Origin of the sequence: Alteromonas sp. CNT1-28 (assembly GCF_022348345.1) — a bacterium.
GTDB classification, from domain to species: domain Bacteria; phylum Pseudomonadota; class Gammaproteobacteria; order Enterobacterales; family Alteromonadaceae; genus Alteromonas; species Alteromonas macleodii.
Genome location: NZ_JAKREZ010000010.1, coordinates 64,627 through 88,384, shown reverse-complemented (window position 1 = coordinate 88,384; position 23,758 = coordinate 64,627). Strand labels below are relative to the sequence as shown.

At 44.1% G+C, this 23,758-nt stretch carries 15 protein-coding genes; 5 read left to right on the top strand and 10 right to left on the bottom strand.

The window, feature by feature from the left end; all coding sequences use genetic code 11:
• Nucleotides 1-41: 41 nt before the first annotated feature.
• From MHN02_RS08930 to ffh, 7 genes are all read right to left on the bottom strand, one after another.
• Complete coding sequence (locus tag MHN02_RS08930; RefSeq protein WP_239245629.1) at nt 42-1,298, bottom strand: alpha/beta hydrolase; 1,257 nt, start codon at nt 1,296-1,298, stop codon at nt 42-44.
• 34 nt (nt 1,299-1,332) lie between these two features.
• A complete protein-coding gene (locus MHN02_RS08925; protein WP_014948825.1) occupies nt 1,333-1,725 on the bottom strand; it encodes a TerB family tellurite resistance protein in 393 nt (130 codons plus the stop codon).
• Between the two features lie 468 nt (nt 1,726-2,193).
• On the bottom strand, nt 2,194-3,411 hold the full coding sequence (locus MHN02_RS08920; RefSeq protein ID WP_110287768.1) for a phosphoenolpyruvate carboxylase: 1,218 nt from the start codon (nt 3,409-3,411) through the stop codon (nt 2,194-2,196).
• Nucleotides 3,408-4,043: a hypothetical protein gene (locus MHN02_RS08915; RefSeq protein ID WP_014978725.1), complete on the bottom strand. Its 636-nt coding sequence runs from the start codon at nt 4,041-4,043 to the stop codon at nt 3,408-3,410. The genes MHN02_RS08920 and MHN02_RS08915 overlap by 4 nt, the downstream gene beginning before the upstream one ends.
• Nucleotides 4,040-7,762, bottom strand: a complete 3,723-nt coding sequence (locus tag MHN02_RS08910; RefSeq protein WP_239245627.1) for an ATP-binding protein — start codon at nt 7,760-7,762, stop codon at nt 4,040-4,042. The genes MHN02_RS08915 and MHN02_RS08910 overlap by 4 nt, the downstream gene beginning before the upstream one ends.
• A gap of 351 nt (nt 7,763-8,113) precedes the next feature.
• Nucleotides 8,114-10,180, bottom strand: a complete 2,067-nt coding sequence (locus tag MHN02_RS08905) for a hypothetical protein (RefSeq protein WP_239245625.1) — start codon at nt 10,178-10,180, stop codon at nt 8,114-8,116.
• Nucleotides 10,181-10,367: 187 nt separating this feature from the next.
• Nucleotides 10,368-11,807, bottom strand: a complete 1,440-nt coding sequence (gene ffh, locus MHN02_RS08900; protein ID WP_014948819.1) for a signal recognition particle protein — start codon at nt 11,805-11,807, stop codon at nt 10,368-10,370.
• Nucleotides 11,808-12,105: 298 nt separating this feature from the next.
• On the opposite strand from ffh, the gene ccsA reads away from it, so the two are divergent.
• Entirely contained in the window at nt 12,106-12,897 is a 792-nt protein-coding gene (ccsA, locus tag MHN02_RS08895) for a cytochrome c biogenesis protein CcsA (RefSeq protein ID WP_014948818.1), read from the top strand.
• A gap of 175 nt (nt 12,898-13,072) precedes the next feature.
• Nucleotides 13,073-14,368 carry an HlyC/CorC family transporter gene (locus MHN02_RS08890; RefSeq protein ID WP_014948817.1) on the top strand — a complete coding sequence of 432 codons (1,296 nt, stop codon included), beginning with the start codon at nt 13,073-13,075 and terminating at the stop codon, nt 14,366-14,368.
• Between the two features lie 37 nt (nt 14,369-14,405).
• Here MHN02_RS08890 and MHN02_RS08885 read toward each other — a convergent pair whose 3' ends face one another.
• Both MHN02_RS08885 and sixA read right to left on the bottom strand, forming a co-directional pair.
• On the bottom strand, nt 14,406-14,600 hold the full coding sequence (locus tag MHN02_RS08885; protein ID WP_014978722.1) for a hypothetical protein: 195 nt from the start codon (nt 14,598-14,600) through the stop codon (nt 14,406-14,408).
• Between the two features lie 121 nt (nt 14,601-14,721).
• Nucleotides 14,722-15,237 carry a phosphohistidine phosphatase SixA gene (gene sixA / locus MHN02_RS08880; RefSeq protein WP_014976012.1) on the bottom strand — a complete coding sequence of 172 codons (516 nt, stop codon included), beginning with the start codon at nt 15,235-15,237 and terminating at the stop codon, nt 14,722-14,724.
• Nucleotides 15,238-15,408: 171 nt separating this feature from the next.
• On the opposite strand from sixA, the gene MHN02_RS08875 reads away from it, so the two are divergent.
• The 3 genes from MHN02_RS08875 to MHN02_RS08865 all read left to right on the top strand — a co-directional run bounded on the left by MHN02_RS08875 (nt 15,409) and on the right by MHN02_RS08865 (nt 23,402).
• Complete coding sequence (locus tag MHN02_RS08875) at nt 15,409-18,156, top strand: insulinase family protein (RefSeq protein WP_239245622.1); 2,748 nt, start codon at nt 15,409-15,411, stop codon at nt 18,154-18,156.
• Between the two features lie 224 nt (nt 18,157-18,380).
• Complete coding sequence (locus tag MHN02_RS08870) at nt 18,381-22,934, top strand: EAL domain-containing protein (protein ID WP_239245619.1); 4,554 nt, start codon at nt 18,381-18,383, stop codon at nt 22,932-22,934.
• A 300-nt stretch (nt 22,935-23,234) separates the two neighbouring features.
• A complete protein-coding gene (locus MHN02_RS08865; RefSeq protein ID WP_239245616.1) occupies nt 23,235-23,402 on the top strand; it encodes a hypothetical protein in 168 nt (55 codons plus the stop codon).
• A gap of 100 nt (nt 23,403-23,502) precedes the next feature.
• Here the strand turns inward: MHN02_RS08865 and MHN02_RS08860 are convergent, their stop codons facing one another.
• The gene (locus MHN02_RS08860; RefSeq protein WP_014948811.1) at nt 23,503-23,700 is read right to left on the bottom strand and encodes a hypothetical protein; all 198 of its coding nucleotides are present in this window, start codon (nt 23,698-23,700) and stop codon (nt 23,503-23,505) included.
• Nucleotides 23,701-23,758: the final 58 nt, after the last annotated feature.

The following is a 23,758-nucleotide window of genomic DNA, read 5'->3' as shown; positions in this document are numbered from 1 at the left end:
GCTGATGCTAGAGCTTTCAAATGGATTAAGAACCTACTGCCCTAGTAGGTTCTACAGAACGCTTTGACTTTGGCTTTACCAGTAAAGGCGAGTAGTTGATCGACCATTCTATCAAAGTAAGGGTTGTAGGTTAGCCTTGCATACACTTTATCTTTCTTATTAGTTGCTAACTCTTCATCAGCGTTATCGGGCTCAAATCCCCACGGCCCATACCACACTTCTTCGCCCGCTTTGCAGCGCGCTTCAGCGTCACTACCTTGACCGTTATCACATATGCGAAAGTCACTCGAAGTACCATATAGCGGGTTCTTATCTGAAAAAAGTGTACTCATATGGGAGGCTGCGCTAATTCGCTGCTCCGGAACCTTCATGGTTTGCATGACGAGTGTATTTTCAGGTACATCGGGTTCACCCTCACCCTGCCACAATAAACACTTGTGTGGATGAGTAAAATTATCTCTAAACTGTTCAGATACTTTTTTTGTGTCAACCACACTGTCTTTTTCTGCCACCACCATAAGCACAGGTAAATTCAACGCACGCTTTTCTTTTTCCGATTTAGAGAATAAATCTTGAAGCACATTTACGCTTTCTTGATAGGCAGCGAACCCTGGCATTGCAGTGGAGTTATAGCGGCTTGGGTTATCTTCTTCTTCAACATTAGGCCAGGGAAATAATGAGTCAATATAAGGCGCTAAACGGGACACAAAGAAGCGTGATTTAAAGGCTGGTGAAAAATGCATTAGCCCTTTTATATCAAGCTCTTCAGCCATCGAAAAACTCGCTATTGTGGTCAAGTTAGCGCCCGTCGAAAAGCCACCAATGTAGAGGTTGTCTACTTCTTCGGAAAATAGTCGTATGTGATGATTAGTTTCTGTCTGCCACTGCTGATAGCTAACATTTAGCATGTCTCCGGGTTTTGAGCCGTGTCCCGGCAACAAGATGGTTCTAACGTGAATGCCCTCACTGCACATGGCGTTGGCAACATCACGAAAAAAGTAAGGTGAATCGCCCAATCCATGAACTAACAAGACGCCAATATTGCGGTATTGTGTGCCGCATTCAAATGGCATATTCATGGACATTTCTTGTGCTTTGTCGTCAGAAATAAATGCCCTATGTTCAAGCAAGTAACGTTCAACTTCATTTAGGTAATTATCGAAAGGCTGCACACCAACCGGGAAGGCCTGTGCACTGGCGCTGAACTGAGAACTGTGCGACGAATGGCAGCCGCTCAATAAGAACAGCGCGAGAGAAGCAGCACATGCGTGTGCTGCTTTAACGGTAAAATTTGGCATTGTTAACGTTTAGGTCTGTGGCAATAAAAAGCGATTATTGCAGTGTATCTTTACCCGAAACTAATGCCTTGGCGAGTAATTTATGGGTAAGTAATGATAGAAGCTCGGTTTCTTCCTCGCTACGCTCGCCATCAACGCCTGTGATCGCCATCGCCACTTCTAGTGTTTTCTCAGCATCAAACGACAAGTCATGTTTTAAGCTGCGTAAAAACGTAATGGCATCACCGGTGTCAATGGCCTTTCGCGTTTGGTATATCGTGTCGTTTAGAAATGCTTCGCGACAGATTGGGCTTTGCCAGTCTAAAGACTCAACCATTGCATTCAGGTAGTCTTGTTCCGACAGTGTGACCATTCCGTCGACTTGATAAAGTAATACTGAAAGCTTGATAAGGGCTTGGTTAAAACTTTGTTGTTCTGATAATTGCATAACACTCTTCCTCTTCGTACTGTACGCGGCAGTACCACAACATGCTCTGCGTCCTAGCAGTAGCGATAATTTTTTTGTGTCTACACCGAGCTATTTAACACCCAAAGCATCAATAACGCGTCGTTGTTGAAATACGATAGGACCTATAAACCTTTAACTTGGTTCCAAGGTTTAACAGGGCTAATAATGTAGACCGCTGAATTGACGATAGTGTTACGCCGCGATGAAGCTTTTAGTTCACAATGTTAAATAAGTGTAAACACCTATTGCATTATAGGTGTTTTTTGACAGGTTCCAAGTGTCACACATCGCAAAAATTGGCGTGAAAAAGAAAAGAACGAAGTTAATCAACATTGTTAACTTACGTTTAAATTTGAACCGTTGACGTTGTATGAAAGCCTGGCACTCCCTTGATAAGCGTGGGCCAGACTTACTTTTACAGGCGATGGGTAAAATTAAGAAATGACGTTAACGCAAGCCCAACGTGATGTCGTTGATGTAGAAATTACCGGTATAGACTTTATCGTTATTACCGTGGGATTCTAATGCAAAAAACTGCTTATCTTCATCGTTTAGGGCTTGATACCCCCCGATCACCTGATAAATCCACACTTCAGGGTCAAAGTCTAAAGCCTGTTCTTCAAAGTAATCCAGCGCCGTTTTAGGCTGACCAGAATCGATGACTTCACAGAAATACGCTTCTACCGCTTGCTGCAATGGATCTTTTTCAAGTGACAAGGTCGATTGCTCAGTCACATCAATGTCGACTGGTTTCGTGTCTTCGTGCTTAGTCTGACGTTTGTGTACGTGGGTTAACGACGCCACTATATTTTGGTAATCGGCTTCATGCTCAACGTTGTTCACGTCTGGAGCAGCGTTAGCAATAATCGCGTCCGATTGGTTAAACAACACAGGTACGTTAGTCAGGTTAGCGTAGTTGCCTGGCGCAAAATCAGGCTGCTGCTCCATGTGTAGCAAGAAGCCTTTAAGCAAGCGTGTACGGCCTTGGAACTCTCTAAACCGACCCAACAAGTCTAATAAGCGTGCTTGTACTACTGACAGCTCCTGTGCGGCCTTGGCAAAGCGCTGCTGTAGCGACACCACCAGCAAGTGACGAAGTTCACGGTTGGAACCCGCCAGTTCACTTAACTCATCGAAGCGGAAACACTCAAGCTGGGCAAGTAAGTCGGTTACCTGTCCTTGCGCTAGCTCATTTTCGCGAATTTTAGCTTCAACCGAAGACACGTAGCCAAACTCATTGTTAATACGGCCAAACATGACACGTACGCTATTACTCAATGATTCTGAAAGTTGATAGACATGCTCGGTTAAATCGCCCATGTGGGCTGCCGCTTCATTGTACTTGTTGTAATGAAGGGCTTCTTTATAGTGCTCGGTTAGGGTTTTAAGGCTTGCCAGCGACGCACCAATATTGGCGTTGATAGTTCGGTTGCGCTCGTCTTGTAAGCTGCCCTCTAAAAGGGTTCTCACCGCGCTTTTCAAACGCAGTTCGCTTTGCGCTTCTGGGCGCCACAATACGCCTAATTGAACAAGCTGTTCTAATACCTTAGGGCTGTGATCACGCTCTTTTACTGAACCATTAATGTACGCCTGCATGATAAGGTCGCTGTGACGACCCAATGCGTTTAATAGTTTAGTCCCTGCCTGAATTAACACCTGGCTCATATCAAGCTACCTTGCGAAATAGCGGCCTCCGCCTGCTCTGATAAACTCAGCGCTTCAGTTTCATCAATGAAACGTAGCATTTCATAAAGGTGTTCAATTTTGCCAGTGCCCAGATAAATCTGTTTATCTGGGTTTGGCTTAATCAGATAACCCATTTCGGTTAAGCGTTTAAACACCTGCTTTAGCTGACCATCCAAATTCACACTGGTAGAACCAAACATGCGATAGCGCGATATTTTCTCTAACTGCTCAGCATAGGCGGGGGTGTCTTCAATGGTAGTTTGCAGCTCGTTTAGTCGAATAGCGCTACCCATGGTAATGGGCATATCAGATTCATTGGCTTGCTGAACCAGCAGCAACCACTCTACCAGAGGCACTAGGTTAGATGCTGTATCTTGGAACTGCTGTGTAAGCACTTTGCGCTCGTTCTCACCAATGGTGAGGAAGCTGGCAAAGAATACGTCACCCTCTGCGGTGGTCGATAATGTACGATTTAATAACGCTAAATGAGGTTCCAACTGCGCAGCGTTGTCTCTTGATTTAAGAAAACGCCATGCCTCTTCATCGGTCACCTGACAAATAAACGCGCCTTGTAGAAGTGCACTTAATACACGGCCTTGTTCTGTCATCATGCTGATGCCTCCTCACCTGCTACTTCACTGTTCTTTTCTGCTTCTTTTTTCTGTTTAATGCGCGCCCCTATAGAGCTTGCTTTTGGCTGAACCACCTGCAATTGGCGGGTTACCTTATCTATCAAGTAGCGGTTTTCAAACAACGTCAATACTTCTGACTCTGGGTTAGGGAATGCGCCGACTACACTAATGTTATTGTTTTGACACGCTTCAAAGATTTTCTTCACGTTGTTTTGGTGAAGTGTACCTAGTTCATCGATAGGCCAATGCACTGTGGCGTCGGCATCGCCGCGCAGCAGACGGGTGAAAGCGAGTAAGAATTTACACAAAATTAGGTAGGCCATACCGTGGCTTGATGACTCGTTAAGCTGACGGTCGGTACGAATGACAAGGTCACTTTTACCCTCACGAAGGTGTAGCTCGATATCAAGTAGCTTGCTAATGCCGCCCGTAAGCGCTGCACGGCCAAGAATATCAAGAACCCGACGCATACTTTGACCGTATTCTTCTTCCGGTAACTCGTTAGCCCCCTCTTCCATCCAGTGCTCATAGAGCTTTCTGAATTGCTCAAGTTCAGGCCAAAATTCAAGTTCACTAATACGTGAGCGAATTTTAACAGCCGAGTCTGATACACCATCAAGAGAAAGGTCGCCGTCGACCTCTTGGGTAATACGGCGGCTTTGCGACACAATGCGTTTGTCGATATCGGCAAGTACAAAGTAGTATTGCGAAAGATCGGCACCAAAGATACGGCCTTGCTCACGCAAGCCCTGTAGCTTCTGCGGAACAATCACGTTTAGAAGCTGTGCTAAATGCGACACCATACGGCGATGATCAAAGCTCTTCACGCCGTGGGCGTTCAGCGTTGCACACTCTTCGCGGGCGCGCTCCCACGTATCAGATAGCCCTGTGCCCGCTTGCGCGGCAATAAGCTGGTCGAATCTTTCTACATAGGCGCGAATATCGCTTAGTAAGTTTTCGCGCTCTTGAAGCTGGCTTTGCACTTCTGAAATACGCTGACCAATACTTACATCGTCGTGCTTAATTTCAGCCGTTTCATCACCTGCCTGAAGCGTAAGCTTGGCAAGAGATTTACTTAAGGTTTTAACCTGTTCTAGGTGCTCACTGGCAGTTTTAAGCGTAGTTTCAAGCTGTCCGTGCTGCTCTTGAAGCTGTTCGCGGTTAGCTTTATAGGTTGCTTGTTTGCTGGCTAAATTACGCTCAGATTCGCCCAATAACTTACGCGACTTAGACAAGCCTTCCTGCCATACCACTTTTTGCTTGGTAAACACGTTAGTGTACCAACGCTCGTAGTCGGCTACTTTATGACGGTGGGTTTCAGTGCGCGTAATGTCTTCTTTAAGCTTATTGATTTGCTTTTTAAGCTGACCTATTTCATCAACATCCACACCGCGATTACTTAATTCGCTTTCCAGCCAGCTCTGCATATCTTTGCGGTCTTGTGCAGCGTTGTCTTTCGCCTTACGCATGTCGCTATCAAGCTGAGATATACGTGCTTCACTGTCAGCGATAAGCTGCTGCCAATGGAACTTGTGTTCGGTTTCCGCTTCGCGCTGCTGATCTTTGATTTCGTCACGACTAAGCTCAAATTGTGCCTTCGCTTGCTTTTGCGACTGTTGATTCGCTTCAAGCTTAGTTTTGGCTTTTTGCTTACGTGCAGAAAGCGCCTGCTGATATTCGCTAAGTACCGTATCGCGGTCTTGCTGTGCGCGTTTACGGCTGGCTTCGGCACTCTTAACAGCGTTGTCTTTTTGGGTAACCACAAGCTCGGCGTTGCGCACATCTTCGTTCGCTTTCGCCAAGCGCTGTTCGCATTCGTTTTGCGCAGCAAGGGCAGCGGCTTGACGAATTTCAGCTTCTTGCAGTTGCTGCTTAAGCGCTTGCTCGGTAAAGGCATAGTCTGGGGTATCAAGTTCAGTAAGCGCTAACTTAACGCCCATAAAGGTATGGCTGGCGCCTTGTGCGTCCTTTGCCATAGCAGGCGCTAAATCAGTGCGCTCTAGTAGCTCAGGGCGCACAACTTTACCTAAGGATAACTCCCAGTCATCGACATTGGCGCGCAAGAACTCAAGTAGCGAGCCTTCGCCAGGATAAAGAAGCGCATTAATCTTGTTAACCGCTTTTTCTTCTTGTTGAAAGGCGTTGCGTGCTTTATCTAAGGCATTTGAACATTCTTTGCGAAACTCAACTGATTTACTGTGCGCCTGCTGCGCTTGTCGCAGCTCACCACGCGCTGCATCTTCATTGATAGATGCTTCTTTGATGGCCGCATCAAGAATATCTAGCTGAGATTGTTCAAACTCGTTGTAGCCTGCGTTACTTAGTGAAGCTTTTAGTTCAGCTTCAGCAACTTTTAGCTCATTCAAACTATTTTGGTAATCGTTCTGAAGCGCGCTTAGCTGGCTATTGTAGTCGCTCTGAATGCGACTTAATGCTTCACGCTCGCTCTGCTGCTGCTCAGCTTTATTCTCTGCGGCTTCTTGGCGTGCGGCTGACATTTCTTCTAGAGTAATTGACAGCTTTTCACCTAGCTCAGCCAAGCGCTTGTTGTAGGCCGACTCAATATCTTGGTGTTTTTCAGTAAGCAGTACATAGCGACTATCGGCCATGGCCTTTTCATTTTGCCACTGCGACAAATTTGCGACGTCTTCTTTAAGCTGCTCAATATTTTCGTCTTGCCATTTATCGAATTCACGCTCTACCGTATCAAGTTCACTGGTGAACTTCTCAACATCAGCACGAGCAGATGAAATTACCTGGTTTAGGTGATCACGGGTATCACCCCACTCGCTGTCAGTTTGTTTGCGCTGGAAGCTATTCTCATCCAGTTCATTCTTTGTTGTTTCAACGCGCGCAGCCAAGTAGGTCTTATCAAGCTCGAAACTATGCTTAAGGTTAGCAAGCACTTGCTCTGTTGTGGTTAGCGCCATGTCAGCTTGTTCGAGTTTAGAAAATTCAGGGCGAATTTTGTCGAACTGTTTAATTAAGTGACATTCTTTAATCCAGTCATCGACGCGGTGGCGGCTTAGGCCTGAAGTAGGTGGCGTAACACCATCCTCTTCTAAAATGGCGGCAATCATGGCCTTGATAGTTTCCATCTTGCCTTCTTTAGAGTGAACCGCTTTAGCCAACTTCTCAATGTGGCGCATGTGTTTCGACGGTTCGCAAAGGCTAAAGATTTTGGCGTAGCCTAATAGCTCACGGGCATTGTTACTCTGGTTAAGCACCCCGTGGTCGTTTTGAATGATGGCACGGAAGTCTTTCGTATTAAGTAAGCTCGTAACCAATATGTTGTTACGCTTCATGGCGCGTGCAAGCTCGGCGCTGCTTACACTAGCGTGTTTGCCGTTCTTTTGCTCTATCAAATAATCACTGATTTCAAATGGCTTGCCGATTAAACGATAATTGACGCCGGTTCCGTTTGAGCTTAACACTGCTTGGCACAGGTCACCTTCAGCACGCGTGTATTCATAAATAATAAAGCTAGATAAACGAGGCAAATACCAGCGTTCAAAGCTGTCACGGGTTGCCGGTACCACGCGACTTGGGTACTCGCCGTAAAACACGGGAATAAGTCGTTGAAGCGTGGTTTTACCCGACGCATTGGTACCACAAATATTGGTGTGTCCATCAAGCTTTAGCTCGACCACGCCTGGTAAATGCGTGTCGATAAGAATAATACGTTTTAAGCCTGCCATAGTGTTCCTGTATCAATAACTCTGCCGCGTGAACGCTCACACAGCACAAAACTGTACCTGCTTTGATAGGGTAAAAGTTGCATACCTGAAAGAAAGCGAGCACATGCGCACGATGTAGCCCGTCAGTGTATTATGAATTCACGAATTTGCACAGATGCGCGGTGATTTGTTGGTTATAAAGCATGCTATTGTTTAAAAGTTAGTTGGCAAAGCTTTTGAATATCCCAATAACGCCAAATAAATATAAAGCGGCACGTACTGATTAGGTACGTGCCGCTTTAGCGAAAGCATTGAGCTTTCATAGAACAGCGATGAAATGAACGGTTTTTACAAGGCTGTTCATCAGTTGTTTTACTTCACTGACAATACATTTACCGACTCTGGTGCGGGATACATCATGCTAAAGCTGGGCGTAATATCACCCGAGGCTGCATCTAGAATATTGTCAAAGCGCAGGATCATGCCATTTGATTTTTCAGCAACATATACATGACCATTGCTGAGCATCAAGTCTACCGGATTACCCAACATTGAGTTCGGTCCTGCAATATTGACGGATACATCCGTTATGCCATCAGCACTGCCTGCGCCAGGAATCACGTACAATTTACCGTCAGTAGCATCCGCTGCGCTGCCTACATCAGAAATGACCAAACTATCGCTTTGGCTATCATAGTCTATGCCATGGATGTTGGTTGGCGCGGCAAATGCTGTCCCACCACTTGCAGGGACAATCAGCCTGTCTTCACCCGTAATTACGGTTTCACCGCTTTCCATTTTGCGCATCACTTCTTCAAACACGGCAACCGAACCGTTAGTTAACGCCAGATACGCGCTATCAGTTGATGGGTCGTAATCTACATCCCAAGGGCGCGCCCCGTTGGCCGCTTCAAGTGTTAATAGAGGCGCAACATTGCCTGACGCACAAGGCGAGAATACGCGAACGGCAGGAGTAGCTTCGTTAACATCTGCCACAAATACCACACCTGCTTCTGAGGCAATATCTAACCCTTTAGGTGCAATCAAGCCTGTATCGCTACCCGCAATCATGTGGTCGAAACTATCGCTATACATCATACCGTCTCTCATGGTTTTGAGGCGATTAATCACGAGTAAACCACCCGTTGAGGTTTCAACATCATCGAAGGTAATGACGCCATCACCGCTAGCCGTGAAAGCGGCACTCTCAATGCTCATACCAGCGTCAAAAGTGCTTAGCTCACTGGAAAGTACAGCGCTGTATTGCGCTACTTGCCCCGTGGTTGCACCTTCGCTTGCAGGGTTACTTGATACCGAAAGGCCCATAATAGGCATGGTAGTTATGCCATCGTCCGATGCGTCTTTCATCTCGTTCAGCTGAGTTAACTCGGCCAACGACTCTGGTTTTACTGAAGGCGTTGATAGTGTTGGTGCAACGTCGCCACTAGCACCGTTGAATATGTTTGAGAACACCAAAATGGCGTCATTGGATTTTTCCGCCACGCGAAGATCAGAACCGGTTAAAACAATGTCTACTGGATTACCAAGCTGGGTCGATGCGCCGCCAATCACTCTACTTGGTACAACAGCCCCGTCAGCCGTAGAGACATTTTCTAAAACAAAAATTTGACCATCATCAGCAATTGCAGCATCGCCAACGTCTGACAATACCATACGATTAGACATAGGCTCGTAAGCGATACCGTGCAGATTAATCGATATTTGATTTCCGTCTGCATCTGAAGGCACCACTGAACGCATAACTGTGGGCGCAAAATCAGAACCAGCGACATTATCGTAAACCGCGAGTGTCCCATCGGTCAGTGCAACAAACAATCTATCGCTTTGTTCGTCATAGGCCACATCCCATGGTTTTGCTGAGGTCATTATTTCTGCAATTGGTGCAACATTGCCTGCTGCTTGGCCACCGAATACGCTAACCTTTTGACCGTTAAAGTCAGCCACCATAACTAAACCTGCATTTTCAGCAAAGGCAATACCTTTCGGATTAACAAGGCCCGTAGTTGCGCCCGTTATCTCATGCCCTGTACTCATCATGTAGTCGGCTTGAGCTTCAAAATTACAAAGCGTTCTTAATAACGGTAAATCACTGTCGCCAGCTTGTACCAAGCTTCCGCTTTGCGTGAATACAATCCCCTCATTCGCTCCAGTGGTTACCGTAGACAAAACATTTGCGTTTTGGTCAATCGAAGTAACCGTATTGCGGTTGTCATCGCCATTATTTGCGACCAAGAATGTCGCAGACGCGAAGCCTGGGGTTCCATCTTGACCGGGTGCACCATCTTGGCCAGGCGCGCCATCAGTCCCATCGACACCATCTGTTCCGTCGTCACCGTCGCAGGCACTTAGCGCGAGAACCATTGCCGTCGCCAACAGTGACAGTTTTAATTTTTGCTGTGATGTTTTATTGAATTCCATCTTCATCTCCGTACTTGTTGATTCGTGAAGAGACGTCACTTAAACGCGCGATGCGATAAGTACTGCTCACGTCCTGTTCAACAAGCCAAACGATTGATGAGTGAAACTGGATGCAAAAAAAATAAAAAACCTCAATGCATTGCTGCGATTGAGGTTTTTAAGCATTGTTAAGTAATGCGATAGTCTTTTAACGTGGTGGGAAGCCACCGCCTCCGCCAAACCCACCAGGACCGCCGAATCCACCCGGGCCGCCTGGACCTCCAGGGCCTCCAAAACCGCCACCCGGAGGCATCATGCCTTTCATCTGACGCATCATCTTCTTCATGCCGCCACCAGACATCTTCTTCATCATTTTCTGCATTTGCGTAAACTGCTTAAGTAAACGGTTTACGTCTTGAATTTGCGTACCTGAGCCGGCTGCTATACGGCGCTTACGCGACCCTTTAATCATATCTGGGCGCGCTCGTTCAGCTGGTGTCATCGAATTAATGATGGCTTCCATTTGATTAAACTGTTTGTCGTTTGCCTGATCTTTGATTTTATCAGACATACCGCCCATGCCAGGAAGCTTATCAAGCATTCCCATCATGCCTCCCATGTTCTTCATTTGCTCAAGCTGATCTTTAAAGTCTTGCAGGTCGAAGCCTTTTCCTTTCTGTACCTTTTTGGCGAGCTTTTCTGCTTTCGACTTATCGACTTTACGCTCAACCTCTTCGATAAGGCTAAGTACGTCGCCCATGCCCAAGATACGAGACGCAATACGCTCAGGGTGGAAAGGCTCAAGTGCATCTACCTTTTCGCCCATACCGATAAACTTGATAGGTTTACCCGTAATGTGACGAACCGATAGCGCAGCACCACCTCGTGCGTCACCATCCGCCTTAGTAAGAATGACACCAGTTAGCGGTAGCGCGTCGTTAAACGCCTTTGCCGTATTCGCAGCGTCCTGACCGGTCATGGCATCAACCACAAACAGAGTTTCAATTGGCTTAACTGCAGCGTGAAGCTCTTTAATTTCGTCCATCATGTCGTTGTCGACATGCAAACGACCTGCTGTATCCACTAGTAGTACATCGAAGAAATTCTTCTTCGCTTCAACAATGGCATCGTTAACGATATCAATGGGCTTTTGTAAAATCGTTGACGGGTGAAAAGCGACATTCACTTCACCGGCAAGGGTTTCAAGCTGCTTGATAGCGGCCGGACGATAAACGTCGGCACTCACTACCATCACTTTCTTTTTCTCGCGCTCAGTTAGGTATTTCGCAAGTTTACCTACAGACGTAGTTTTACCCGCACCTTGTAAGCCCGCCATAAGCACAACAGCCGGAGGTTGAGTTGCGAGGTTAAGCTTTTCGTTCGCCTCCCCCATCACCGACTCTAGTTCAGACTGAACGATTTTAATAAATACTTGGCCAGGCTTGAGGCTTTTGGTTACTTCGGTACCAACTGCACGTTCTTTTACCTGTGCAACAAACGCTTTTACTACGGGTAGCGCAACGTCGGCTTCAAGTAGCGCCATACGCACTTCGCGTAGCGTTTCTTTAATATTGTCTTCAGTAAGACGCCCTTTACCGCTGACATTTCGTAATGTCTGGCCTAAGCGTTCTGATAAATTCTCAAACATAGTATGAAACTTCTTTTTATTTCAGACGTAATGCCCGCATTGTAACGTAAAAGCGAACGGTAACGTACCCACAATTGCGGTTAAATTTTTAAACTTTTGCGTCAAGGGTTGTCGAAATTTGATGTACGAATTTCGAAGTCGATATGGAGTAAAAATTGTCCTTCCATGATCCTATACCCACACTAAAAGTGGGTGTGAAACAAACAAAATCAAGGAGATGGTTGAATTTACTTGCAAGTTGCAGTATCAATACCGACTCAGTCGGTGAAGACGTCACCTACCTATTACAGGACGCATCATGAACACCCTTTTCGCCATTTCTGCTGCTTTACTCTACGCATTAGCTGCGGCAGTACTTATTGGCAAATTCGTACACCAAGACGGCCCGAATAAGCGATTAGGGCTATCCATCGCTAGTGTTGGGGCAATTGCACATATCGCTTTTCTCACCAACGTTATTATTGTCGCGCCTGGGCAAGACATGAGTGTAACCAACGTACTTTCATTAGTGTCGTGGATAATCACAGTATCCATGCTTATATTTGCCCGCGCCATTCCTAATCTTATTTTACTTCCTGTTGTTTTCGGCTTTGCAAGTCTTACGGTACTCGCCTCACAGTTTATTCCCGTGTCGTACATCATGCACATAGAGCTGCAGCCGGGCTTAGTTATCCATATTAGTTTGTCATTGTTTGCTTACTGCACTTTGGTCATTGCATTCTTATACGCACTGCAAATGTCCTACATTACCTACCGGTTAAAGCAAAAAGGTGCTGCGCTACTACATTCATCACTACCGCCTTTAATGCTTGTAGAAAACATTTTGTTCAAGCTGTTGCTTGCGGGAACTTGTTTACTAACCGTCTCACTAATTAGCGGGTTTGTTTTCTTAGAAGATATGTTTAACAAAACTTACGCGCATAAAACGGTGCTATCAGCGGCCGCTCTCGTTGTTTTTCTCATTCTTTTAATAGGCCAGAAACTTCGAGGTTGGCGCGGGCGACAAGTTATTGTGATGACAGTCTTGGGTGTGACGCTACTGTCCCTTGCCTATTTTGGTAGCAAATTAGTTCGCGAATTTCTTCTTTAAAACTCCCTGTATTTATTGCTGAGCTCGCTGCCGGGCTGGCTTTTTAGGCGGCTCGGCGGCGCTTGTTACTTTTTGGTGTTATCTAGTTAATTAGGGGCATATCAGCAATTTTCCCTTGAAACTCGCACCTCAAATCAATACATTTGAAGCCTAAGTTAAGACAGGAACCCATTAATTGGACGACATATCAACGAGTACGCTGTTTATCGCGCTCGGCGTACTCATATTACTATCTGCGTATTTCTCTAGTTCAGAAACTGGCATGATGTCGATTAATCGTTATCGACTCAAGCATTTGCAAGGAGAAGGCAACCGCTCAGCTATACGTGTTGCTAAACTTCTAGAACGACCTGATCGCCTTATCGGCCTTATTCTCATCGGAAACAACTTAGTTAATATTGCAGCATCCTCGCTTGCAACCATACTTTGTATTCGTTTATTCGGTGACTATTGGGGGCTGTTTGCTGCTACCTTTGGCTTAACGCTGGTCCTACTTATTTTTGCAGAAGTAACGCCGAAAACACTAGCTGCGCTGTATCCAGAAAAAGTGGCATTTCCGAGCTCCATTATTCTGCTTCCACTGCTTACCTTGCTGTACCCTTTTGTGGCAGCAATTAACGGTATCACAAACGGCATTCTAGCTTTGCTAAGAATTAGTCCTGCAAGTGGAAGTGACGACTCGTTAAGTCGAGAAGAGTTAAGAACCGTGGTTTTTGAAGCTGGTGCCATGATCCCTAAGCGACACCAAGATATGTTGGTGAGTATTTTGGACTTAGAAAGCGTAACGGCCGAAGATATCATGGTGCCACGTGCTGAAATTTTTGCTATCGACATTAACGACGATTGGAAGAAAATTCAAAAAGCCTTAACCCATGCTCAACATACCCGTGTTTTATTATACCGAGACAGTGTCGACGATGCGGTAGGCTTTGTGCATGTGCGTGACGCCCTGCGCCTACTATCAAAAGACCAGTTTACTAAATCAAGCTTGCTTCGCGCTGTTCGTGAGATTTACTACACGCCTGAATCTACCCCGCTGCACACGCTGATGTATAAGTTTCAAGCGGAAAAAGAGCGCATTGCTTTGGTTGTTGATGAGTATGGAGACATTATGGGTCTAGTCACTCTTGAAGATATTCTTGAAGAGATTATCGGTGACTTTACCACCAGTATGGTTCCAGACCACAGTAAAGAAGCACACGTACAACAGGATGGTTCAGTATTGGTTGATGGTAGTGCCAACGTCCGAGAATTGAACAGAGAAATGGATTGGAACCTGCCTACGGAAGGCCCCAAAACCCTTAATGGTTTATTACTTGAGTATCTTGAAGATATTCCTGAGAACAAAGTAAGCGTGCGTTTGGCGGGTTATCCGTTAGAAATTGTAGACATTTCAGAAAGCATGATAAAAACCGTCAGAATCATGCCGGAATACTATGTTGCACCTAAAGAGTCGAATAACGACCACTAAACGTTTTGGTGGTTAACCTGCCTTTCGGCCTTATCAGCTAACCTTTTGATTCGTCAGCTAGACGCTGTGCTCTATTTGCCAGCGCTCTAGCTTTCGCAGCAGCGACCTTATCTGACAATTCAGATAATTTGGCAATAATATCCTGCGTCTCCTTATCTTCACGTAAATCAGCCTCCGCCATATGCGATTGCAATGAACGTTTAAGGAGCTCAGGAATAGATTTGCTGTCCATTTCCCAACCCTTCAATAGAATAAACTTTGACACTCTCAAAGAGTCTATCGACCATGTGGGAATATACTTAACGATTAATTGTTCAATTTCCGAAATTAATCGCTAAGAAGGAGCAAGGCGTTTACAGTCCTTGATAATGCGTTACCAGCGTGCCTTTGTGCTCTTTTAAAGAATACTTGATAACAGCAATTGAGGCCGTAGAAAACAAACTTGTGGTGTAAGACTGGCACAGTTCATCAACGAGATAGCTAACTAGCGGCATGTGACTAACAACAAGAAGTTTTTTGATTGGTTTTTTGGAATTGACCGCGGCGTGAAGAAGTCCATCAATATAATCACTCACCAGTCTTGGCGAGCCTTCCGGAACAATATCTTCATTATTTTCAACTTTGTTCGCAATGATATCAAGCGATACCATATCATGGGTCTGTTTGGCTCGACGATAAGGGCTCACAAGCGCTAAGTCCACAATGCCTTTCTGGCAATACTGGTCTTTTAACCATAAAGCTGCTGTTTTGGCTTGCTCTCTACCTAATGGTGTAAGTTGCCTGCTTTTATCATCGAGTCTGGGCGCTTCTGCTTCACCGTGACGCATAATGAAAAGATAAATGTCGTCGTTGCTACTTTGACCTGACATAACATTGCGCATAGTATTAATGAAAGTATGCTAACGATATCAGAGAGCTGATACTACGCCTAGCGCTAAACCGCGAATAGTGAGAATTTTCGTACATTATTTAACGTTTTGTGAAGTTTCTCTTTATAGACGCTCCAGCAGTAAGGTGCTCTTGACCAAAAACGAGACAATGTGAACAACACCATAAATTTAGAAAACGCACATCACGTTACTTTACCTAATGGGTTGCGTGCCATGTTATGTCACACGCCAGAAGCGAGTGAATCTTTTGTTTCAATGGCGGTAAGAGCCGGACACTTTTATGACCCAAACGATTGCCAAGGGTTAGCCCATCTTCTTGAACACATGCTTTTTATGGGTAGCCGTCATTTGCCCAAACCCAATGCCATAAATGGATTCATTGAGCAACACGGCGGCACAATCAATGCGTGGACAGGTACCGAGTACACAAATTACCATTTCAATTGCAGCGGTGACGCTATTGCGCAAACATTGCCTGCATTTGCAGATATGCTTAGGCAACCCTTATTTGAAGAAGACGCGCTAACCAACGAAATAAAGAACATTCATGCTGAATTTGAGTTTAAGAAAAAAGACGACCTTCGCCGCCTTTATCAAATTCATAAAGAGACATGTAATCCAGAGCATCCTTTTGCAAAATTTTCTGTAGGCAATTGCGATACCTTTTCTCAACACGAATGTACAGAGCTTAAACGTCGCCTGAAGGCACTGCACCAATCGTATTACTGTGCGCTTAATATGCGCTTGTGCATAGCCAGTCCTATGCCAATACGTCAACTCGAGGCGTTAGTGAATCAGTGTTTTGGGACATTGCCAAGTGGACAGTTAGCCTCTGACGACTGGCCTTCGCTTTACACAGAAAATGAACTGGGCATTCAAATCAACATTCATCCGCTGCAATCTGCTAGACGTATGATAGTGACATTTGCCCTCCCCGCTTTACAGAACGACTACAAAACCAAACCGCTGAACTACATCAGCCATTTGATTGGTGACGAAGGTGAAGGAAGCCTACTTGCCTATTTAAAAGAAAAAGATTGGGCGTTAAACCTGATAGCAGGCTCTGGCATAGAAGGCGATAAATTTAAAGATTTTAACGTGAGCTTTCAGCTTACCCAGGAAGGCCTTAAACACAAAGCGCAGGTGTTAGAGGCACTATTTAGCTACATCGAATTAATTAGAGAAGCATCGACTGAAGAATGGCGCTTTCACGAAAAGTCGCAGCTAAATGCGCTGGCCTTAGAGTACGAAGAAAATGTGAAGCCGCTTGGGATCATAACTGAGTATGCACAGCATCAATTTATATTCGAACCTGACGAATTAAATAGACTTCGCTCTACTATTGGTAGTTATGACAGAAGCATAATTGAGCATGCACTATCTTTTTTCACGCCCAAGAACCTTCGTATAAAGGTTATATCAAAAGATGTTAAAACCACTCAGGTTTGCGCATTTTATGAGGCTGAATATAGCGTTGAAGACATCGACGATGCGCTAATACATTCACTTGAAAGCGCAAAGAAAATTCCAGAATTGTGTCTTCCCCCACCCAACCCTTATTTGGCGAGCGAATACACGCTTATCCTCCCTGAAACGGGGTTTAATGTTCCAAATAGGTTGGTAGATAATGGTGGCTATCGATTTTGGTTCGCTCAGGACCAACAATTCCATAGCCCCAAAGGCGATATTTATATCTCTTTCGACGCAGCTCAGTTTTCAGACTCTTTGACCTCTGTTGCGGCCAAGCGAATTTGGCTCGGCGCACTTAACGATCATCTCCAAGCTAAATACTACCGAGCTGAGATAGCAGGACTTCACTATCGGATTTATGGGCATCAAGCTGGGTTTACCCTACACACCCGCGGTTTTACGAATCAGCAGACATTGTTAGCAAGTCAACTTCTTGACGCCGTTCTCGGTTTTATTCCTGACGAAAGAGCCTTTGAACATCACAAAGCACTTCAAATTCAAAACCTTCATAATTCACTGTTAAATAAGCCGACTAACCGTTTATTCTCTCGTTTAAGTGTTCTTATTCAACGCAACACGCAAGCGCCAGTTGAATTATTAGACGTGATAGAAAACATCTCTTATAACGAGATGCTAGGCTGTCGCAGTGCAGCTTTTGAGCATTATTTTGTAGAGGCATTTATGCATGGCAACTGGACAAGCGATGAAGCAAAGGCGTTTTCGACATCGCTTCATAGCCATTGTAAAAATGCAGGAGGAGGTCCCCTTTCTCGTGCCGTATCTAAGCTGCCTGTGGGCGGAACTCTTTATCACGAAGTGTTGTGTAATCACGATGACTCAGCGGTCGTACTTTATTTACAAGCGCCTTCTCCGAGCCTCACCGACACCGCATTGTGTATGGTTCTTGAACAGATGCTGGCAGCACCGTTCTTCAATTCGTTAAGAACAGAACAGCAATTGGGATACATAGTCGGTACAGGCTATGTACCACATAATCAACACCCCGGAATGGCATTTTACATACAAAGCCCGCAATGCAGTCCAAAGCAGTTGCTAGATGCAATGACCGCCTTTTTATTCCAGCAACTCAATGAAATAGAGTTCTATCGTTTTTATTGGCCGACTATCCAACAAAACCTTATTAAGCAGTTAGAAGAGAGAGACCTTACACTTTCGATGAAGTCACAGCGTTTATGGGTAAGTTTGGGTACGCAAGATTTAGAGTTTAATAGAAATGCAAAGCTTGCTGAAAGAATCAAAGGCTTGAGTTTCGAAGAGATTCAAGACTTCGCGCATCAACTCGCTAAACGAGAGCGCTGCGGGGAATTGGTGCTGTTCTCTCGTGGAAAATTTGAGAGTATTCCCACGCAAGAAAAACGAACGATTAATAGTATTTCTGAATTCAAAAAAGAAATTCCTTACTACTAACGCTGCATGTAGGCACGTGCCACGGTCGTTAAGATTTTAATCAATCTGCCGATACCCAGTGGTATTCGCAGACAAGGTTGGTTAATAAGTAAACCATCATTCTTGTTATTACTAAAAAGTCCTTGTAGAGGCTTAGTTAATTCGGCATATTTATTATTCTGGCTGTTAGGGATGCCGCCAGTGAAATAAAAAAATAATAAATGGCGTATGCCAAAGGTGTGTAGGTGCGCTCAACCCTAATTTATTCAATTTCTCTTCTTTTGTTGGCTTTGTCAGGAATTCTTTTTTCTTCTGCAAAGGCGATAGAGGTTTCTGATCTTCATTTTACAGAGCTAAATAAGCAGCAAGGACTCTCTGACACTGCGGTATTGGACATTGTAGAAGATAACAATGGTTACATTTGGCTCGCGACCTCCAATGGACTCAACCGTTATTCCGGATATGAAGTAAAGCAATATCACCCTTCAGATGTCGATCCTTACTCGCTTCCAACTGGTTACATACAGAATTTGTTCTTAGACTCCAAGGGAGATTTGTGGATAGGTACGCAAGCAGGACTCGCGAAATATCAACCAGAAAGCGACAATTTTAAAATGTTTAATCGACAAAATAGCGTAATTAAAGTTGATTTTATTACTGGAATTGGAGAGTCATATGAAGGCGATATTCTATTTGCTGACTTAAAATTTCTTTACAAGTTATCTAAAGATACACATCAAATCGAAGTCGTAAAACAAATACACAGAGATCAGAGCTTTATCAAGGTCATTTATGATGAAGCGAACCGCACTTGGTTGGGCTCAAACGAATTTGGTCTTTCGCTTATTGATAAATCTGACGAGTCCCTCTACTCCGCAACCAAGGTTAACCCTTGGGGAATAAATCTGGATGTTCGCTCGATTCACGATGTCAAAGTGATAAATGGAAATTACTGGCTTGCAACGAATGAAGGCATCTACGTAATGTCGGCCTCCGGCAAGATATTACAGCATCTAAAAGATGAATTTACTTCTGAGTCTAATGAAGCATTAAATACGCTTTCAATCTTCGAAAAGGAAGATGATATTTGGATTGGAACCCAAGCAGGTCTTTTCATTTTCAGCGAAGCTGCTATTACTGATATAGATTCCAATTTTCATCCGCAAACTTTATTTTTGGCTCACGACAACCAAGAGTTAACAGGGCTGCCTACAGCAACTATCATGAATCTGGTGGCCGATAGACTTGGGGGTGTATGGGTCACAACTATAAAAAGCGGCGCATTCAGATTTCATCCTGAATATGCGACTACAAGGTATAAGTCTGTATTTAATTCACCAAATGCTGCTGAAGATGATTACTCGGCAATATGGGGATTTGCAGAAGATAAGAACCAAGATATTTTTGTTGTTGCTCAGCAGAGAGGACTAGGAAAACTCGATTCAAGCTCAGGTGAAGTCGAATTTTTTGAGACTCTTAGTAAATTACCTAAGTCCATAACATACTGGGACTTGGAAATAGACCCGTATGAAAAAATTTGGCTTGCCTCATCAAATGGCATTTATGTACTTGATAAGAAAAATAATACGCTGAAAATTACTAATCATTTTTTTGAAGGAGTTTTTATCGACTTTTTCTACCGAGACGATGATGAAATATGGGTGTGGGTTGATACGAAAGGGCCACATAAATTAACTTTTGATCCTAAATCAAATCAAGTTTTAGTAGAGAAAATAGACGTTAAAATAGATTACTCACTTCTTGTTCCTATTTTCAAAGATTCAAATAATAGGCTTTGGCTAAGAAGTGAGTCTGGAGTTAGCATTTATTCATTAAAAGAGAAACGACAGGTATATTCTCTAGAACAATCCAATGGTTTCGACTCCCAAGTTTACCGAGTTTTCGAAGCAAACGATACCTATTGGCTCACAACCAGATCCAAAGGAATAATCGGTGTAAACAAAAATACCTGGGAGATAACTCAGAGGCAAAGTCGTCAGGAAAACTCTGGCCAGATTATATCTTCAATAGGCGTGGGTGACAGAATCTGGTATGCAGATACTGCAGGTGTTCACCAGATCCACCTACCAGATTTAACGGAGTTAATAACGATACCTAACTCAGAATTGAATTTTAATTCACTGGGTGAAAGTTCAATTTTTGTATCATCTGACTCCAGTATTTACTTTGGTGGAATGACCGGATACAACGTCGTAAATAGAAATCACCTGAAAACTGTGAAAAGCTTGTCAAAAACTCTCACACCTGAGGTTTCTGAGCTGAAAATCTTTGGCGTTTCAAATAATAAGACAAATATTGTGCAACGAGAATATGGAACTGAAAAAAGTTACTTTTCATCCGCTCAAAATATCAACTATAAAGATTCTATTTATCTTGAGCATAACGAGTCTAGATTCAGCATATCTTTCAATTTACTCAACGCTGTTTATCCGCAGCACGTGGTTTACCGATATCGGTTGCTTGGTTTTGACGACAACTGGATTGATAATGGAGACGACAGAGTTGCTCAATTTAATAATATAAGCTTTGGAAACTACGTTTTCGAGGTACAAGCAAAAGCGCCTGGAAGGTTGTGGTCTGACAGCAGAAATCTTTCAGTTCAAATCGCAAGACCACCTTGGCTTCATACTGTTGCTATTGTTTTTTACTGTATTGTCGCATTCGCTATTTTTGCATTTATCGTTCGCCAATATCAGATAAGGAAGGCAAACCAGCTTGCCATTAAAGAGTCGGAAGAACGCCTTAAACTGACGCTATGGAGTTCTGGAGATGAGCTGTGGGACTGGGACGTATACAGAGGCCAAGTTTACCGTGCAAATACGTGGGGCACACTCGACTTCCCTCAAGATGATATACGCACCACAGGCGCTTACGATGCAAACATTCATCCTAACGACGTAAACCGTGTTAAAACTGCCCTAAGAGACCATCTTGAAGGTAATAGCGACTTCTACGAGCTCGCATACCGCGCAAAGACATTTAAGAATCAGTGGATTTGGATACTTGACCGCGGAAAAGTGGTTGAAAGAGACCACAATGCTCAGCCGGTACGAATGACTGGTACGCTTAAGAATATTCATCACTTAAAAGAAGCTGAAGAGCAGCTGAATCTATTTAAGCGTTCAATTGAGAATATTTCTGAAGGTGTATTCATAACTAATACCCAATTTAAATTCATAAGTGTAAACAATGCATATTGCGGTTACACCGGCGAAACCCGTGATCAAGCTTTAGCAAGCTATATGCATTTCCACCTATATCCAGACGCGTTTACCGAAGAAATTAAGAAAACGCTAAAAGCGAAAGGTAACTGGTCAGGTGAAGTAGAAAGTGTTCGAGTGAACGGCGAGCGCTATGAAATGGAATTAAATATAGACGCCGTCCATGACGATGACGGAAAAATAAGCCATTTTGTAGGCGTATTTAGTGATATCACGTCAAGAAAAAGTACCGAAAAAGAGCTATTGAAACTAGCTAATACTGACCCGCTTACGGAGCTTCCGAATCGTTCGTTCTTCCAAGCTAGCCACCAGAACTTGGTGCGGAAAGGAGCACAACATACCCTGCTCTGTTTGGATATGGATAACTTTAAGAAAATAAACGATTCTTTAGGCCACCAAACGGGCGATATATTAATTAAACAAATAGCAAAGCGCTTACAGAGAATTACGGGTAAGAGTGCGACCTGCTATCGTTTAGGTGGTGATGAATTTAGTGTGTTAATGGAAGACAATGCCGATATCCACACGGTAACGCATTACGCGCAGAATCTATTAGACACATTATCTCGCCCCTTTATCATTAATAAGCAAGAGTTTGTATTGGGTGCCAGTATTGGAATCGCGTTCTTCCCTGACGACGGCACTTCTCCCCAAGAAATGCTGAAAAACGCCGACACAGCCATGTATTTCGCTAAAAACAATGGCGGTAACAGCTACCAGTTCTTTAGCGGAGAGATGAATCAAAACGCCGTTAGGCAATTGCAAATCGAAAACCTTATAAGACAAGGTATTAAAGATGATTTGTTTACGGTTTACTACCAGCCGAAAGTAGATATAGCCTCAGGTAAGCTAGTCAGTATGGAAGCTTTGGTGCGCTTTGAGCACCCACAAAAAGGTATAGTAAGCCCTGGGCAATTTATCCCTCTTGCAGAGCAAACAGGCCAGATTATAGAAATTGGTGAACAAGTGCTAAGAAAGGCTTGTGCAGATACCAAACGCTGGGTGAACCAAGGCTTGTTTAGTGGTCGTGTAGCTGTGAATATATCTGCGAAGCAGTTCGAATTACCTGACTTAGACGACAGAATAAACAAGATTTTAAGCGATATTGGTTTGTCGCCACTACATTTAGAGTGCGAAATAACTGAGGGTACGCTGATGGAAAGCCCTGAAAACGGCCTTCAGATGATGACTCGCCTTCGCGAAAGAGGGATTCACCTAGCGCTAGACGATTTCGGTACAGGTTATTCCTCCCTAGCTTACTTAAAGCGTTTCCCACTTAACACGCTTAAAATTGACAAGGCATTTATTGACGATATAGCAAAGAGTAATGTGGACCGTCACATGGCCGCTGCCATCATAAATATCGCCCACAATCTAGGCTTGAAAGTTGTAGCTGAGGGCGTTGAAGAAGAAGCTCAGCTAGATATTCTACGTCGCTACGATTGTGAGATGTTGCAAGGCTTCTTATATAGCCGACCATTAAATGCAGAGCGCTTTGAGAAGCTTCTCACCGAGAATCAAAAGCTTCATACGCTGCTCGGCCACTCTAACTTTTAATAGCCCTTACCTTTTACTCGCGTAAAGGGCGCGTACTTTCCCCTGCCTAATGCCACTCATTGCAGCTTTAGGCAAAGTCATGCCTATTCAACCTTAGTTTATTAGACTCTAGTGCCATTAAAATGGCGCTTATAAACATCGACAATCCTCCGCACCGAAAACAAAATCTAAGTCTATGAATATAAAAGAAATTTTAAAAAACATTATTTCTGGCACACATTTAGCTAAGTATTAGATACCGATGACAAATATAAAAAATCGGTTTTGTTTGTTCGTTCAAAATAATCAGAGGAAATTAACATGTTAAAAGAGTACGCAGTTGCACTAGTACTTTCTACCGCTACCCCAGTTGCTGCCGACAAGCAAGAAGGCGCTAAACAAGCTCCTGAGTCACAGAAAGAGACCGTAACTCAACCACAAACAGTTCGCCCAAAGACGGGTGGAAGTGGTATGGGAATTGGTCTTTAAGAGATATCTTAGAATTTCCAAAAAAAGAGAGCAACGCTCTCTTTTTTTATACCTGTATTTTACGCCCCACTTACTTATTTCAGCAGACCGCTAGGAAAGACTACGCAGAAATATAAAGGTTGTTAAACCCTACTGCATTGCGCCAATGTATATGGCGAGAGATTGAGAACATGGGCAGTAAGATTGGACCTAACACAAAACCCGCTATCGCCCACTTTTTCGCGCTCATTCCCCATTTAAACGCTTCTACATAAAAATATAGAGAAAAGATAACGCTTAATACTACGAGTGAAATCACACTGCCTCCGCCTGTTTGACCTAGTTACGTGGGGTTACTTGTCCCCATCGATTATTCA

Coding starts and splice junctions, on each gene's coding strand:
- sixA (WP_014976012.1), bottom strand. CDS start 15,237: ATGTCAGGTCAAAGTAGCAACGACGACATTTATCTTTTCATTATGCGT.
- MHN02_RS08920 (WP_110287768.1), bottom strand. CDS start 3,411: ATGAGCCAGGTGTTAATTCAGGCAGGGACTAAACTATTAAACGCATTG.
- MHN02_RS08915 (WP_014978725.1), bottom strand. CDS start 4,043: ATGATGACAGAACAAGGCCGTGTATTAAGTGCACTTCTACAAGGCGCG.
- ccsA (WP_014948818.1), top strand. CDS start 12,106: ATGAACACCCTTTTCGCCATTTCTGCTGCTTTACTCTACGCATTAGCT.
- MHN02_RS08925 (WP_014948825.1), bottom strand. CDS start 1,725: ATGCAATTATCAGAACAACAAAGTTTTAACCAAGCCCTTATCAAGCTT.
- MHN02_RS08930 (WP_239245629.1), bottom strand. CDS start 1,298: ATGCCAAATTTTACCGTTAAAGCAGCACACGCATGTGCTGCTTCTCTC.
- MHN02_RS08865 (WP_239245616.1), top strand. CDS start 23,235: ATGTTAAAAGAGTACGCAGTTGCACTAGTACTTTCTACCGCTACCCCA.
- MHN02_RS08905 (WP_239245625.1), bottom strand. CDS start 10,180: ATGGAATTCAATAAAACATCACAGCAAAAATTAAAACTGTCACTGTTG.
- ffh (WP_014948819.1), bottom strand. CDS start 11,807: ATGTTTGAGAATTTATCAGAACGCTTAGGCCAGACATTACGAAATGTC.
- MHN02_RS08885 (WP_014978722.1), bottom strand. CDS start 14,600: ATGGACAGCAAATCTATTCCTGAGCTCCTTAAACGTTCATTGCAATCG.
- MHN02_RS08910 (WP_239245627.1), bottom strand. CDS start 7,762: ATGGCAGGCTTAAAACGTATTATTCTTATCGACACGCATTTACCAGGC.